Origin of the sequence: Streptomyces sp. NPDC058008 (genome assembly GCF_042886395.1) — a bacterium.
In the GTDB taxonomy this organism is placed as follows: domain Bacteria; phylum Actinomycetota; class Actinomycetes; order Streptomycetales; family Streptomycetaceae; genus Streptomyces.
This window is the reverse complement of record NZ_JBHVQX010000027.1, coordinates 1-14,570: the sequence shown is the minus strand read 5'-3', so window position 1 is coordinate 14,570 and position 14,570 is coordinate 1. Positions and strand designations below refer to the sequence as shown.

At 71.9% G+C, this 14,570-nt stretch carries 13 protein-coding genes; 4 read left to right on the top strand and 9 right to left on the bottom strand.

Going from position 1 to position 14,570, the window contains the following annotated elements; all coding sequences use genetic code 11:
* Positions 1 to 29: 29 nt before the first annotated feature.
* Positions 30 to 1,610 carry an alkaline phosphatase D family protein gene (locus ACFVS9_RS25095; RefSeq protein WP_389935616.1) on the bottom strand — a complete coding sequence of 527 codons (1,581 nt, stop codon included), beginning with the start codon at positions 1,608 to 1,610 and terminating at the stop codon, positions 30 to 32.
* A 218-nt stretch (positions 1,611 to 1,828) separates the two neighbouring features.
* A complete protein-coding gene (locus ACFVS9_RS25090) occupies positions 1,829 to 2,662 on the bottom strand; it encodes an alpha/beta fold hydrolase (protein WP_389935613.1) in 834 nt (277 codons plus the stop codon).
* Between the two features lie 185 nt (positions 2,663 to 2,847).
* Here ACFVS9_RS25090 and ACFVS9_RS25085 point away from each other — a divergent pair, with 185 nt between their 5' ends.
* Both ACFVS9_RS25085 and ACFVS9_RS25080 read left to right on the top strand, forming a co-directional pair.
* Positions 2,848 to 3,732 carry an RNA polymerase sigma-70 factor gene (locus ACFVS9_RS25085; protein WP_389935610.1) on the top strand — a complete coding sequence of 295 codons (885 nt, stop codon included), beginning with the start codon at positions 2,848 to 2,850 and terminating at the stop codon, positions 3,730 to 3,732.
* A gap of 450 nt (positions 3,733 to 4,182) precedes the next feature.
* Complete coding sequence (locus ACFVS9_RS25080) at positions 4,183 to 4,950, top strand: GntR family transcriptional regulator (RefSeq protein WP_389935607.1); 768 nt, start codon at positions 4,183 to 4,185, stop codon at positions 4,948 to 4,950.
* Between the two features lie 340 nt (positions 4,951 to 5,290).
* Here the strand turns inward: ACFVS9_RS25080 and ACFVS9_RS25075 are convergent, their stop codons facing one another.
* Positions 5,291 to 6,448 (bottom strand): ROK family protein, encoded by a 1,158-nt coding sequence (locus ACFVS9_RS25075; protein WP_383114706.1) that lies wholly within the window; start codon positions 6,446 to 6,448, stop codon positions 5,291 to 5,293.
* An 855-nt stretch (positions 6,449 to 7,303) separates the two neighbouring features.
* Between ACFVS9_RS25075 and ACFVS9_RS25070 the strand changes: the two genes are divergently transcribed.
* The gene (locus ACFVS9_RS25070) at positions 7,304 to 7,741 is read left to right on the top strand and encodes a hypothetical protein (RefSeq protein WP_383114707.1); all 438 of its coding nucleotides are present in this window, start codon (positions 7,304 to 7,306) and stop codon (positions 7,739 to 7,741) included.
* A gap of 78 nt (positions 7,742 to 7,819) precedes the next feature.
* Here ACFVS9_RS25070 and mug read toward each other — a convergent pair whose 3' ends face one another.
* From mug to ACFVS9_RS25040, 6 genes are all read right to left on the bottom strand, one after another.
* Entirely contained in the window at positions 7,820 to 8,380 is a 561-nt protein-coding gene (mug, locus tag ACFVS9_RS25065) for a G/U mismatch-specific DNA glycosylase (protein ID WP_383114708.1), read from the bottom strand.
* Between the two features lie 19 nt (positions 8,381 to 8,399).
* A complete protein-coding gene (gene purB / locus ACFVS9_RS25060) occupies positions 8,400 to 9,842 on the bottom strand; it encodes an adenylosuccinate lyase (protein ID WP_389935603.1) in 1,443 nt (480 codons plus the stop codon).
* Between the two features lie 396 nt (positions 9,843 to 10,238).
* Entirely contained in the window at positions 10,239 to 11,075 is an 837-nt protein-coding gene (locus tag ACFVS9_RS25055) for an SGNH/GDSL hydrolase family protein (RefSeq protein ID WP_383114710.1), read from the bottom strand.
* 261 nt (positions 11,076 to 11,336) lie between these two features.
* Entirely contained in the window at positions 11,337 to 12,356 is a 1,020-nt protein-coding gene (locus ACFVS9_RS25050) for a hemolysin family protein (protein ID WP_383114711.1), read from the bottom strand.
* Complete coding sequence (locus ACFVS9_RS25045; protein WP_389935600.1) at positions 12,353 to 13,690, bottom strand: hemolysin family protein; 1,338 nt, start codon at positions 13,688 to 13,690, stop codon at positions 12,353 to 12,355. Before ACFVS9_RS25045 ends, ACFVS9_RS25050 begins: the two co-directional genes overlap by 4 nt.
* Positions 13,691 to 13,899: 209 nt before the next feature.
* Complete coding sequence (locus ACFVS9_RS25040) at positions 13,900 to 14,319, bottom strand: GNAT family N-acetyltransferase (protein WP_389935597.1); 420 nt, start codon at positions 14,317 to 14,319, stop codon at positions 13,900 to 13,902.
* Here ACFVS9_RS25040 and ACFVS9_RS25035 point away from each other — a divergent pair.
* Positions 14,318 to 14,570, top strand: a 253-nt coding sequence (locus ACFVS9_RS25035; RefSeq protein ID WP_389935594.1) for a hypothetical protein, incomplete at its 3' end; no start/stop codon positions are given. The genes ACFVS9_RS25040 and ACFVS9_RS25035 overlap by 2 nt on opposite strands.

The following is a 14,570-nucleotide window of genomic DNA, read 5'->3' as shown; positions in this document are numbered from 1 at the left end:
GAGGCCTGCCCCTGCCCCGGCCCCCGGGCTCACTGCCCCGTGCGCCCCGGCTGGAGCACCTTGCTGAACAGGACGGTGCCGCCCTGTGCCCGGAGCCGCACCGTGAGCTCCCCGCTCCCGCCGTCGATGTCCACCTCCCCGAAGAACTGAGGCTGCTCCATGGGGGACACGTTCGCCCGGTCCGGCGCCCGTACGAAGGCCTGCTCCGGGCCGAACGTGCCGTCCAGGGCGTTCGCGGGGAAGCCGCCCGCCGCCAGCGGGCCCGAGACGAACTCCCAGAACGGTGCGAAGTCCTTGAACGCCGCACGCTCGGGCGCGTAGTGCTGGGCGGAGGTGTAGTGCACGTCGGCCGTGAGCCAGACGGTACCGGTGATGCTCCGGTGCTTGATGTGGCGCAGCAGTTCGGCGATCTGAAGCTCCCGCCCCAGCGGCGCGCCCGGATCGCCCTGGGCGACCGCCTCGTAGTCCGTGGCGCCGTCCGGGACGACCAGCCCGAGCGGCATGTCGGCGGCGATCACCTTCCACACGGCACGCGACCGCGAGAGTTCCCGCTTGAGCCAGTCCAACTGCTCCGCGCCGAGGATGCCGGTGGTGTCGTCGGGCTGGCGGCCGGGGGAGTTGGCGTTGCGGAAGGACCGCATGTCCAGCACGAAGACGTCGAGCAGCGGACCGTGCCGCACCACCCGGTGCACCCGCCGCTCGCCCGGGGCGCCCCGCAGCGTCGAGACCGGGAAGTACTCGCGGAACGCCCGCATCGACCGGGCCGCCAGCAGGTCGACGTTCTTCTCGGTGTACCGGGCGTCGTCGAGGATCTGGCCCGGGTACCAGTTGTTGCGCACCTCGTGGTCGTCCCACTGGACCAGGGAGGGAACCTGCGCGTTGAACGTCCGCAGGTTCTCGTCGAGCAGGTTGTAGCGGAAGTTCCCGCGGTACTCGTCCAGGGTCTCGGCGACCTTCGACTTCTCCGGGGTCGTGATGTTGCGCCAGACACGCCCGTCGGGCAGCGTGACGCTGGGTTCGATCACCCCGTCCGCGTAGATGTTGTCCCCGCTGCACAGGAAGAAGTCCGGGTCCAGGCGGCGCATCTCGTCGTAGACCCGGTAGCCGCCTATGTCGGGGTTGATGCCCCATCCCTGCCCCGCGATGTCACCGGACCAGAGGAAGCGCACCCCGTCGCGGCGCCTGGCCGGAGCGGTGCGGAAGGTCCCGTACACCGGCCGGCCGGTGCGGCGGGGGTCGTGCGGGTCGGCGAGCGTGACCCGGTAGTGCACCTGCTCGCCCGCCGGCAGTCCGTGGAGGGGGGTCGTCCCCGTGAAGTCCGTCCCGGCACCGATCAGTGGGCCGTGCCAGGCGCGGGCGCGGCGGAACGACTCGGTCGCGGAGGTCTCCATCACCATCCGGGCGGGCCTGTCCGAACGTACCCACACCAGGGCGGACGACGCCGTCACGTCACCGACCTGCACACCCCACGACGCGCTCGGGCGGCCGGACAGCGCGAAGGCGGGTGCGGCGGTGACCGCCGCGGGCACGGCGACCGCGGCCGAGGCGAGGAGCGAGCCGCGCAGCACGGTGCGGCGCCCCGGGGCAGGTACGAACGGACGGTCGGACATCGATGCGCCTCCGAGGACGAACGGGCCCGCCGGAACAGCGGGTCGGTACGGGCTTGATGTGCGCACCCATACCTAGTCCCCGGCGGCGGCGCGCACGCCAACCGCAGATGAACAGCGGGGTCGGCCGTGCCTGTCCCGTTCCCGCCCGTCGTGCCGCCCGCCCCGGTGCCCGGCCGGGCGCGCGTATTCCGGTTCCGGCGTGGGATGGCGGTGGCGCGTCAGCGGCTCGTGTCGAGGATGACCCGCGCCACCGCGGCGGGGTCGTCGCTCATCGGTACGTGACCGCAGCCGGGGAGGCGGACGAGCCGGGCCCCCGGGATCAGATGCTTGGCCCTGACACCCTGCCGACGCGGGAGCAGCCGGTCCTCGGTACCCCAGGCGATGGTGACCGGCACGTCCGGCACGTCGTCGGTGAACGCGACGGTCAGACCGGCGTCGAGAGTCCGACGGAAACCGGTGGCCTCGCGCAGGGCCACGGTCTCCGACACGACCGCGTCAGGTGAACGGCGCCCGGGCCGGGCGTAGATGGTGCTCGTCAGGACGGCGCGGCCGGGAACGCTCCGTGAAAGCCCCTCCACCAGCGGCATCGGCATCGCGAGGGCGGCTCCGCGCATCGCCCGCAGCACGCCGAACGCGTAGCGACGCTCGCCACGCGTCCAGAACCCGCCGGGGGACAGCGCCGTCACCGACCGGACCATCCGCCGGCGGCCCAACTCCAGCGCCAGCAGGCCGCCCAGGGAGTTCCCCGCGACGTGCGGTCTCACCACGCCCAGTGCGTCGAAGAGCGATCCGAGCACCCCCACCGTGGTCCGGAGGTCGGGGGTGAGCCCGTACGGCAACGCCGGTGAGGCTCCGAAGCCGGGCAGGTCCACGGCTATGACGTCCCGTTCGGCCGCCAGGATGCGCAGGACCGGGTCCCACGCCTGACGGTGGTGACCGATCCCGTGCAGCAGGACCAACGGCTCACCCGAACCCGTCCGTTCATGGGCGACATCGACCGAGTACCGGCCGACGGGGGATCCGGCCGCGAACGGGACCGTGGTGATGGCCATGCTGCTCCTCGGGACGAGTCGGCCGCGCGAGGACGGCCGGTTGGACGCTCGGCGGAGAGGACCGGACGGGGCGCACCCGAACGAGACGCCCCGTCAACAATGACTACTACCGGGTAGCTTGGAGTTCAAGGGGGACAGCGTGATTCCCGCTGGACACGCTCAGGTGCGTCGGCTGGGATGGGAAAGTGACTGCCGACACCGTGACCGACCTCTTCGAAGAACACCGGCCCTTCCTGACCGGCGTCGCCTACCGCATGCTCGGCCGCGTCGCCGACTCCGAGGACGTGGTGCAGGAGGCATGGCTGCGCTGGTCGTCGGCCGACCGGGACGACGTCCGCGAGCCACGCGCCTTCCTCGTGCGCGTCACGACGCGTCTGGCCATCGACAGGCTGCGCCATCTGCGGTCCCGGCGCGAGGCCTACGTGGGGCCCTGGCTGCCCGAACCGGTGATCACCGAATTCGGCCCGGCCGCCCCCGACTCCGCGGAACGCGCGGTGCTCGCGGACTCCGTGTCCATGGCCGTGCTCGTCGTCCTCGAAACCCTCTCGCCGCTGGAGCGCGCGGTCTTCGTCCTGCGCGAGGCCTTCGGTTTCCCCTACGCGGAGATCGGCGCCGCCCTCGACCGGTCCGAGGCGGCGGTACGGCAGCTCGCCGGCCGCGCCAAACGCCACGTGGAGGAGCGCAGGCCCCGGTACGACGTGGACCCGGCCGTGCGGCGCGACCTCACCGAACGGTTCCTCGCGGCCGCTTCGGGCGGGGACCTGGAGCAACTCCTGGCCCTGCTCGCTCCCGACGCGCGCCTCGTCAGCGACAGCGGAGGCAAGGCGAAGGCGCCGCGCCGGATCATCGAGACCGCGGACAAGGTCGGCCGCTTCCTCTTCGCCGTGGCCCAGGACTGGCCCTCCCCCTTCGAGGTCCGGGTCCTGGAGCTCAACGGCGGTCCCGCCCTGGTGTTCGACGTGGACGGGAAGGCGGACACCGTCTTCCAGACCGAGGTCGACGGCGGGGTCATCCGGTGCGTCTACGTCATCCGCAACCCGGACAAGCTGGCGGGGGTGCGCGCGGGTTAGGGATTCCCGGTTCGGTTCACGGGGGCCTCTTCGCGTCCTGGCTCCGCGCCTCGCGGGCAGCGGTCGCCAGGCCATGGGCCCTTGTGCCACGGGCCTTCGGGGCAGGTGCGCGGGTGGGAGCCGGCGCGCGCCAGCGGCACCCGGTGTCCCTCGGCGGCACCGCGCGTCCCTCGGCAGGTCCCGGTGTTTTTCGGCAGGACGGTGTACCTCGCGCGACCCGGTGCCCCGCCGTAGCACTCCGCGTCCCTCGGGGGCTTTGTGTTGCCTGGGCTCACCGTCACGCGAACGTCCCGTGAACGCTCTGCGGCAGTGGGTCGTTCCGCTGCGTCACTGGGCGAGGATTGGTCTTGACCAAGGTGGTTCGCCGTCCTAAGGTCTGAACGATAAGGCAGGAACCTTTAATAAATAACGTCGCGGAAAACAAGCCACCGGGCGGATGCGGAGGACAGGGTGGGGACCACGCAGCTGGAATCGGTGCAGGAGCCGAAGTACTGGCACCTCAAGACCGTGCTGAGTGAGGCGCTCGACTCGGACTTCGCGGTGGGCGAGGTGCTGCCCAACGAGCGGGAGCTCGCGTCGCGCTTCGGCGTCGCCCGGGCGACGCTCCGTCAGGCACTGGAGCAACTCGAGCTCGAAGGAAGGCTCCAGCGCCGCCGTGGCGTGGGCACGACCGTCGCCCCGCCCCGGGTCGGTGTGGCCGTCGCAGGTGCGCGGCACGGCTGGGCGGGTGGCGAGCCGGACGAGGCGTGGCAGCCCGTCGAATGCGCGACGGCGACCGCGCCCGGCCCCGTGGCCGCCATGCTGGACATCGACGCCGCGGAGCCCGTGCACGTCGTACGCCGTATCCGCGTCGCCCACGGGCAGGCCGTCGCGGCCGAACTGCTGTACGTTCCGACGTCCTCCGTGCCGGAACTCTCCGCCATCGAAGCGCCGTCGGGGCCGGCCCGGGCGCGGAGCGTCCTGAGGGAACTGCACCGTCACGCCCTCGACGGACAGGACCGCTCGGTCGAACTCGGCTCCGCCCGCGCCGACGACGCCAAGGAACTCGACCGGCTCCCCGGCGCCCCCGTACTCGTGGTCACCACGCGGTATCTCGCTGACGCAGGTACGGCAGCCGTCTCGGTCGCCACCTACCGGGCCGATACGTGCCGGCTCACCTTCGGTGACTCCGGCGACCTGGAGATCAGCCACGACGAGCAGGAGCGCAAGGCCTCCTGAACGCCGGGGGTGACCGGCAGCCCTGACGCCCGACGCCTCGGGGCGCTGCCCCGGGAGCTCCGGTTCCCGCTTGGCCGCGCGGGCCCCCGCCCGGGCGGTCGCCACCGTCCCTCCGCACCCTGCGTCGCGAGCCCTTGCCCCGGGGAGCCGAACTCCTGCCCCGGGGAGCCGCCGGCCTGGGAGCTGTTCCGGGTGGCCGTAACCCTGGGAGCTGTTCCGGGGCGTGGGCTCCAGGGGGCCCGGTGTCCGGGCGGTGCCCTCGCCGAGATTTCCGCGGAAAGCCCTGGCGGCTACCACTGTCCGGTTCCGGAGATCTCCGGTGCGGACGGGCCCCTCGCGGTCAGCGGCGGGCCGTCACCGTTCCCTCCACGGCGAAGAGCTGCTCCTCCACGTGATCCAGCGCCAGTCTCAGCGCGCCGGTGGCCACGGCCGCCTCCCCGAGGAGCGACAGCGTCACCCTGGGCGGCCGGAGGCAGTAGCGGGCCAGTTCGTCGCGGAGCGGGTCGAGGACACCGTCCAGCCCGGCCGCCCACCCCCCGATCACGACGAGTTCCGGGTCGAGCGCCAGTACCAGAGCCGCGACATCGTGCACCAGCCGCTGGATGAAACGGGCGACGGCGGCCTGTGCCCCCGCCTCGCCCCCTCTTGCCTGGGCGAAGACCGCTGCGACGGCCCGCTCGTCCAAGGGGTCGAGCGGGGTGTCCGTCGTGGAGAGCAGGTGCTCCGGTGTGACGTCGCGGCCCAGGAGGTGCAGTGCGCCGATCTCCCCGGCCGCGCCGCCGAAGCCGCGGTGCAGCCGCCCGCCGATCAGTGAACCCGCGCCGGGACTCAGGCCCGCCAGAACGAAGACGATGTCGTCGGACTCGGTCGCCGCACCCTTCCAGTGTTCGGCCACCGCAGCGGCGTTCGCGTCGTTCTCCACCAGGACGGGGCAGCGGAAGGAACGCCGTAGCCGCTCGCCGAGCGCCAGCCCCGTCCAGTCCGGCAGAGCCGTGCCCAGGCGTACGGTGCCGTCGGCCTCGACGATCCCGGGGCTGCCGACCCCGACGGCCCGCAGGCTGCTGCGCGCCACCCCGGTACGCCGGAGCACGTCGGCGATCACCGCTCTGACCTGGTCGAGCCTGTCGTCCGCACACGCCGACTCCGAGACATCGCGTGACCCCGCACCCACGATCCTGCCGTCCAGACCGGACAGCAGGGCGGAGACGCGGTGCGAGCCGATCTCGACGCCCAGCAGATATCCGGCCTCGGCACGGAACCTGAAGCGTCTGGCGGGGCGGCCCTGGCGCCTGGCCCCGCTCTCGTCAGGCAGGGCCTCCACCACGAGCCCCGCCCCGAAGAGCCCTTCGACAACGCCTTCCACCGTGGGACGTGACAGACCTGTGATCCGGGTCAGGTCCGTGAGCGTGGGCGAATCCGCCCCTCGCAGGGCGTGCAGCACCACCGCGGAATTGATTCTCCGCAGCAGAGACGGGTCCCCACCGGTCAGCCGGCCCACCGTGTGTCCTCCCAGGTCGCGCGCATGTCTGCCGGATCGTACTCGTTGCCCCCCACGGCGGCGACCGGCACCTGGAGAGAGGCAACCGGAACGCGTGCCGGAGCAGGCGCGGGGCGCACGTGACACGGGTCGGCGCGGAGCGCCGCAGCCGGACGCGCAGGCGGCGATCTCCGCGTCGGACAAACCCCGTGCCACCAGACGGGAGCGTCGCTGCCGCGCGGTCCGGGAGCGCCGCCCGGTCCACCGCGGCCGCGCCCCGCTCGTGCCGTACCCGGCGGCGAGATGCCGGACCGCGGTGGGGAAGAGCAGCGTCCCGCCCCCCGCCGTCAGCCGCACCGCGCGCACGGTCCGTCGTGTGCTCGCACCGAGCGGTCCTTTCCGTGACGCTGGCTGTGGCTGTGGCTGCGTCCGTGCTCGCGTTCGCCACCGGCCGGCCGGGGGCGAACGCGAGCGACCCCGCGTACGAGCAGCCGTCCCCCGCCTTCTACGCGTTGATCGCCCTGTTCGCCGCAGGGACGCCGGCGCTTCTGCGCGGTGCGATCCCCGTGCTCAGCGTGCGCATCCCCCTCTTGCTGATCGTCTCCTTCGTGAGGGGAGACGATCAACACGAAGCACCCGGTATCTGCCTTACAAGAAGGGGGAGTTGGCGCTCCAGTCATCGCGTCATGGAAGGTGGTCGCGCTTTCTCGCGGGTGGGCGGACCCTGTGGAGGAGAGACGCCTGAAGCGACATCGCGGGTGTCCACCGCTCGGAGGGCCACGAGGTCAGGAGACGGGCTGCCGGTGAACTCCGGAAGCGAGCCCGCAGGGGCTCGATCGGCCGCCATGTGTCAGTGGGGGAAGGTTTACTGACGGTATGACCACCGCACAGTACCTCCGGCTCATCGACGGGATGCGCACCAGGGAATTCCCTCTGGAACGTGTTCCGTCGGGCTCGGGAACCAGCGGACCGGGATACCACACGGCGCTTCTCCTGGGAGAGGAGGAATGCGGTGACCGCGACCAGGCCGACCGCCTCGAACGCCGGGCGCGGTGCAGGGCGGAACACGACGCCCTCCTCGCCCTGCTCACCCTGCGATGGGGGGAACCCCAGCTGATCAGCCTGTGGAGCGCACAGGCACGGATGATCGCGGGCGAGGCGATAGCCGAACCCTGGGACGAACCTGTCGCGAGCTGTGAACACCTCCCCCTGTGGCGGACGGAGGGGCGGTGGGTCGCCCTCGTGCTCTACGAGGAGGACGACGGTCCCGGCTGTGAACTGGGCGCCCTGGTCACCGTGGTGGACCCGCCGTAGGTGTCCGCGAGGACGGCGTCCGTGCACCGTGCCGGCACCCTCCGGATTCCGCGGGAAGCCCGCCCTCGGCCCCGCGGGCTACCGCGAGGCGCGCCGAGCGTCGTCCTGGCCGGCCGCCGCCAGCAGGCGGGCGTACTCGTCCGCCATGGTGCTCACGGTCCAGTGCGCGTTCAGGCCGCTGGGATTGGGCAGCGCCCAGACACGGGCTCCGCCGACGGTCCGTTCCTGGGCTCCGATCCGCGCACCGCGTTCACCGAACGCGCTGCGGTAGGCGGTGATACCCACGACCGCCAGCCAGAGGGGCCTCAGCTCCGCCACCTTGGCCGACAGCACCCTGCCGCCCTCACGGAACTCATCGGGGGTCAGCTCGTCCGCGCGAGCCGTGGCCCTGGCCACCACATTGGTGATGCCCAGTCCGTAGCCGGGGAGCTCGTCCTGCTCCGAGGGTTTCAACTGCCTGGGGGTGAAGCCCGAGCGATGCAGCACCGGCCAGAACCGATTGCCCGGATGGGCGAAATGGTGCCCTGTGGCGGCGGACATGAGGCTCGGATTGATTCCGCAGAACAGTACGCGCAGACCGCCCGTGACCACGTCGGGTATGACGTGGTCACGGGCGGCCAGGAGCTCTTCAGGCGTCATCCGGAAGCGGAGCCCGCCCTCAGAGGATGGAGCCGGGGGCGTATGCGGCGGCTTCCGGGTGCTGCTTGGTGATCTCCTCGATCCTGGAGACCAGGGCGGCCACCTGGTCGCCCGCCGCGCCCGTGAACGAGAGCTTGTCCGCCATCAGGGCGTCGAGCTCCTCACGGCCGAGCGGGATCCGCTCGTCGGCGGCCAGCTTGTCCAGCAGCTCGTTCCGCTCCGCGCCCTGCTCCCGCATGGCGAGAGCCGAAGCGACCGCGTTCTCCTTGATCGCCTCGTGCGCGACCTCACGGCCGACCCCGGCCCGTACGGCGCCCATCAGCACCTTGGTCGTGGCGAGGAAGGGGAGGTAGCGGTCCAGCTCACGCGCCACGACCGCGGGGAACGCCCCGAACTCGTCCAGCACCGTGAGGAAGGTTTCCAGCAGACCGTCGAACGCGAAGAAGGCGTCCGGCAGCGCGACCCGTCGGACCACGGAGCAGGACACGTCGCCCTCGTTCCACTGGTCGCCCGCCAGCTCGCCCGTCATCGACGCGTAACCACGCAGGATGACCATCAGGCCGTTGACGCGCTCGCAGGAACGGGTGTTCATCTTGTGCGGCATCGCGGACGAGCCGACCTGGCCCGGCTTGAAGCCCTCGGTGACCAGCTCGTGTCCGGCCATCAGCCGGATCGTCTTGGCGACGGAGGAGGGCGCGGCGGCCAGCTGCACCAGCGAGGTCACCACGTCGTAGTCGAGGGAGCGGGGGTAGACCTGGCCGACGGAGGTGAAGGCGTGGGCGAAGCCGAGGTGCCCGGCGATGCGCTGCTCCAGGTCGGCGAGCTTGCCCGCGTCGCCTCCGAGCAGGTCCAGCATGTCCTGCGCGGTGCCGACGGGCCCCTTGATGCCACGCAACGGGTAGCGGCCCAGGAGGTCCTCCAGCCGCCCGTACGCCACCAGGAGCTCGTCCGCCGCGGTGGCGAAGCGCTTGCCGAGCGTCGTCGCCTGCGCGGCGACGTTGTGCGAACGCCCCGCCATGACCAGCTCGCCGTACTCCGCCGCGAGCTTGCCCAGCCGCGCGAGGACCGCCACCGTGCGGTCACGCATCAGTTCGAGGGAGAGCCGGATCTGGAGCTGCTCGACGTTCTCCGTCAGGTCCCGGGACGTCATGCCCTTGTGGACCTGCTCGTGACCGGCGAGGGCGTTGAACTCCTCGATCCGGGCCTTCACGTCGTGCCGGGTGACCTTCTCACGCTCGGCGATCGAGGCGAGGTCGACCTGGTCGATCACCCGCTCGTAGTCGGCCAGCGCCGCGTCGGGCACCTCGATCCCGAGGTCCTTCTGAGCGCGCAGCACCGCCAGCCACAGCTGACGTTCCAGCTTCACCTTCTGCTCGGGGGACCAGAGGACGGCCAGCTCCGTGGAGGCATAGCGGCCGGCCAGGACATTGGGGATGCGAGGCTTCGCAGACACAGCAGTCACGTGTCCCGATTCTACTGGCGGTTTCTGCAGGTCCGCGCCGCCGTCCGGTATGTGGCTTCCTACGAGGCCGCGGTCCCGTGCCGACCGACGTGGCGGGCCGTGCGGGGGCCGACCAGGCCTGACCCGAACGTGCCTGACCTGCCGGCGCCAGGCCTCGGTCCGTGCGCCGGCCTGCGCCCGGCTCCGGTCCGAGCCATGGCCGGCCGGCCCGATCCAGCCCGGTCCGGGTTCGGCGCCTGCCGCAGTGCGGATCCGGGACCCGGCCCGAGGACGCCGGTGCCGGCCGGACGGTGCTGTCCCCCTCGCCGCACCAGCCGGGTGCGGCAGCCGCGTCCTGCCTCCGACCCGGAGGAAGGAGGTCAAGACTCCGCGTGCGGGTGGGGGCAGCGGAAGGGGTCAGCCCTCCAGCCGACGCCAGCCTGCCACCGGCCCGGGGGCCGAACCGTCCTCGGGAGTGATCCAGAACGCCTTCCCCAGCCCCGCGTCGAACTGGGCGCCGGCCCGGCCGTCGCCGGAGGAGCGCCCGGTCAGGCGCCGTCCGATCCAGGGCATCAGGTGCTGCCGGGCGAAGCGGGCGTCGTCGATCCGTCGCCGCGTCCACCGCGCGGGTGCCGACACGGGCATCGGGGTCTGCCAGTCGCTCTCCGCGGGCAGACCGAGTGTCTGCCAGACCGCCTCCGCGACTCTGCGGTGTCCCTCGGCCGTCAGGTGCAGCCGGTCTACGTCCCACATCCGTGGATCGCCGAGCGACGGCGCGCCGTACAGGTCGGTCACCAGTGCGCCGTGCCGCCCGGCCAGGTCGCCGACCAGGGAGAACAGTTCCTCCATGCGCGGCCGGAAGCGTTCCATCACCGGGCCGTCGCGGCCGGGGCTGCGCATCAGTACCAGGGTCTTGCACGCCGGAGCGAGACGCTCCACCGCTTCCTCGAGCCGGCCGCGGACCATACCCATGTCGCACTTCGGGCGCAGCGTGTCGTTGAGCCCGCCGACGAGTGTGATCACATCCGGTCGCAGTGCCGCGGCGACCGTGACCTGCTCGTCGACGATCTGGCCGATGAGCTTTCCTCGGACCGCGAGATTGGCGTACCGGAATCCGGGCGTGCGGGCCGCGAGGCGGGCGGCCAGGACATCGGCCCAGCCGCGGTAGGAACCGTCGGGCAGCAGATCCGACATGCCCTCGGTGAACGAGTCGCCGACCGCGACGAGACTGGTGTAGGAGGCATTCATTTCCATGGCGTTGCCGATCGTACCGCGACGGACGCTCCCCGTACGGAGTCCCCGGCGATGAGGGTCCAGGGGCGACCGCTGCCCGTACAGCGCTGCCGGCCGGAGTCGAAACGCACGAAGCTCCCCTGGTTCGAGGCGTGTGCGTCGTACGCACCGGGCGCCCCGCACGGCGGGGCCGAGGGGACCGGGGCGCGCACATGAAGAGGGGCACGGCAGTGGCCGCGCCCCTCTTCTCACGCCCGGTGTCCCCGGAACGCCGACGTCAGGTCAGCGGGTCTGGCTCCTGCCGACCAGCTCACGCAGTACGTCCTCCATCGTGATCATGCCCGCCAGCCTGCCGTCCTCGTCGAGCACGGCCGCCAGATGCGTACGACTGCGCCGCAGCGCGGTCAGCACGTCGTCCAGCGGCGTCGCCGCCCGCACCCGCGCGATCGGCCGCAGGGCCGTCACGGGGAAGGGCAGGTCACGCGGCGTGGCGTCCAGCGCGTCCTTCACGTGGAGGTAGCCGATGATGCGCTGCTCGCTGTCCATCACCGGGAAGCGCGAGAAGCCGGACTCGTGCGAGAGCCGCTCCAGCTCCTCCGGAGTCGTGCCGACCCTGGTGTACATCACCCGGTCGACCGGCAGGAGTACGTCCCGCACCGGTCGGCGGCCCAGTTCCAGCGCGTGGCGCAGCCGGTCCGCGGAGCGGTCGTCGACGAGCCCGGAGTCCTCGGCGTCCTTGACGAGGCGTGCCAGTTCGTCGTCGGAGAAGGTCGCGGAGACCTCGTCCTTGACCTCCACCCGCAGGAGCTTGAGCAGTGTGTTCGCGAAGGCGTTGATCGCGAAGATCACCGGCTTCAGCGCCCTTGCGAGCGTCACCAGCGGCGGGCCGAGCAGCAGCGCGGTGCGGGCGGGCTCGGCGAGCGCGATGTTCTTCGGCACCATCTCGCCGAGGAGCATGTGCAGGTACGTCGCCACGGTCAGGGCGATGACGAACGAGATCGGGTGCACCAGCCCGTGCGGCACCCCCACCGAGTCGAAGACCGGCTCCAGCAGGTGGGCGATGGCGGGCTCGGCGACGATACCCAGCACCAGGGTGCAGAGCGTGATGCCCAGCTGGGCCGCCGCGAGGAGCGCGGAAACGTGCTCGAGGCCCCAGATGACGCTGCGCGCCCGTCGGTCCCCGGCTTCCGCCGCGGGCTCGATCTGGCTGCGGCGTACGGAGATCAGCGCGAACTCCGCGCCGACGAAGAAGGCGTTGACGACCAGGGTCAGCAGGCCGATGAAGAGCTGTACGGCGGTCATCGTTCATCCTCCGCAGGCTCGTCGCTGCCGGGAAGCGGCGCGTGCAGCAGCGCACGCGCGGCGCGGTGCCCCGAAGCGTCCACCACGTCGATCCGCCAGCCCGTGAGCTCGACCGTGTCGCCGACCACCGGAATGCGGCCGACCTCCGTGGCGATGAGCCCGGCCAGTGTCTCGTACGGTCCGTCGGGCACACGCAGCCCGATGGTGCGGAGCTGGTCCGTGCGGGCCGCCCCGTCGGCGGACCACAGCGTGCGCCCGTCCGCATCCTCGCCCGCGGGGGCCAGGTCGGGGGTCTCGTGCGGATCGTGTTCGTCGCGCACCTCGCCGACGACCTCCTCCACGATGTCCTCCAGCGTCACGACCCCCGCCGTGCCGCCGTACTCGTCGATGACGACGGCCATGGCCAGCTTTCCGGAGAGCCGGTCCAGCAGCCGGTCCACGGTGAGGGTCTCCGGCACGAGCAGCGGCTCGCGGAGCATGTCCGAGACCCGCTTCCGGGGCCGCTGCTCCGCGGGAACGGCCAGCACGTCCTTGATGTGCGCGACGCCGACGACCGTGTCCAGGCTGCCCCGGTAGACGGGGAAGCGGGAGAGACCGGTCGCCCGGGTGGCGTTCGCGACGTCCTCGGCGGTCGCCTGCACCTCGAGGGCGGTGACCTGGACGCGGGGGGTCATCACGTTCTCCGCGGTCAGTTCGGACAGGTTGAGGGTGCGTACGAAGAGTTCCGCGGTGTCCGCTTCGAGTGCGCCCTCCTTCGCGGAGTGGCGTGCGAGAGCGACCAGTTCCTGCGGGCTGCGCGCGGAGGCGAGCTCCTCGGCCGGCTCGAGGCCGAAGCGCCGCACGATCCGGTTGGCGGTGTTGTTGAGGTGGCTGATGAACGGCCGGAAGACCGCGGTGAACACGCGCTGGGGTGCGGCGACCGTCCGGGCGACGGCCAGGGGCGAGGAGATCGCCCAGTTCTTCGGGACGAGCTCACCGACCACCATCAGGACCACGGTGGACAGCGCCGTGCCGATCACGAGAGAGAGTGAGGAGGACACGCCGGGTGACAGCCCGGTCGCTTCCACGGGCCCCTGGATCAGCTTGGAGATGGACGGCTCGGAGAGCATGCCCACGACCAGGTTGGTGACGGTGATGCCGAGCTGTGCGCCGGAGAGCTGGTAGGTCAGGCTCCGTACGGCCTTGAGCGCTCCCGCCGCGCCCCGGTCGCCTCGCTCGACGGCCCGTTCGAGGTCGCCGCGCTCCACGGTGGTCAGGGAGAACTCGGCCGCGACGAAGGCACCGCAGGCGAGGGAGAGCAGCAGCGCCACGACGAGCAGGAGCACTTCGGTCATCGGTTCACCTCCGCCCCGTGGTCGGGCAGGGGCAGGGGGATCGCGCGATGTCGGCGGTGTCGACTACTGGGGGGCTCGCCCATGGGCGGACGCTCACACCTTTCGAAAGGGTCGGACGGTCGAGGATCCATAGTAAAGGACCGGCAAAAAACCTCGTCCGGCGTGCGGCTTTGCGGTGGGTCGACGGCTCCTGGCGGTTCGGGTCGGGTTCACAGGGACTTGATCCAGCGCCGCCAGTGGTCCTCGCGATGGTAGCCAGCCGCGCCCCATGTGTGATGCGCCTGCGCGTTGGACTCCAGGACCATGGCGTCGATCCGGCGCCCGCCCAGGGCGAGGAACCGTCGCTCGGCGGCGTCCATCAGCGCAGCGGCGATTCCCTGCCGGCGGCAGTCGGGGTGTACGGCCAGCCGGTACGCGGAGCACCGCCACCCGTCGAAACCGGCTATCACGGTACCGGCGATCCGGCCGTCGCGTTCCGCGAGGAGCAGCGCCTCGGGGTCCCGTGAGATCAGCCGGGCGACCCCGTCGTGGTCGTCGGTGATGCTGGTGCCCTCCGCCGCCTCGCGCCAGAATCGCAGTACGGCGCCGATGTCCGTGAGGCCGGCGCAGCGGATGTCGAGATCGGTCATGGGCAGAGCCAACCAGAGAGCTCGCCGGGCGGGCGACCACATTCCGGGCCCGCGTCTCCCGGTACGCGGCCCGCCCGCACGCCCTACGATCCGCCCGCTGGACCCGCTGGACCCGCTGGACCCGCTGGACCCGCTGGACCCGCTGGACCCGCTGGACCCGCTGGACCCGCTGGACCCGCTGGACCCGCTGGACCCGCTGGACCCGCTGGACCCGCTGGACCCGCTGGACCCGCTGGACCCGCTGGACCCGC

Coding starts and splice junctions, on each gene's coding strand:
- ACFVS9_RS25095 (WP_389935616.1), bottom strand. CDS start 1,610: ATGTCCGACCGTCCGTTCGTACCTGCCCCGGGGCGCCGCACCGTGCTG.
- ACFVS9_RS25090 (WP_389935613.1), bottom strand. CDS start 2,662: ATGGCCATCACCACGGTCCCGTTCGCGGCCGGATCCCCCGTCGGCCGG.
- ACFVS9_RS25070 (WP_383114707.1), top strand. CDS start 7,304: ATGACCACCGCACAGTACCTCCGGCTCATCGACGGGATGCGCACCAGG.
- mug (WP_383114708.1), bottom strand. CDS start 8,380: ATGACGCCTGAAGAGCTCCTGGCCGCCCGTGACCACGTCATACCCGAC.
- ACFVS9_RS25055 (WP_383114710.1), bottom strand. CDS start 11,075: ATGGAAATGAATGCCTCCTACACCAGTCTCGTCGCGGTCGGCGACTCG.
- ACFVS9_RS25050 (WP_383114711.1), bottom strand. CDS start 12,356: ATGACCGCCGTACAGCTCTTCATCGGCCTGCTGACCCTGGTCGTCAAC.
- ACFVS9_RS25045 (WP_389935600.1), bottom strand. CDS start 13,690: ATGACCGAAGTGCTCCTGCTCGTCGTGGCGCTGCTGCTCTCCCTCGCC.
- ACFVS9_RS25040 (WP_389935597.1), bottom strand. CDS start 14,319: ATGACCGATCTCGACATCCGCTGCGCCGGCCTCACGGACATCGGCGCC.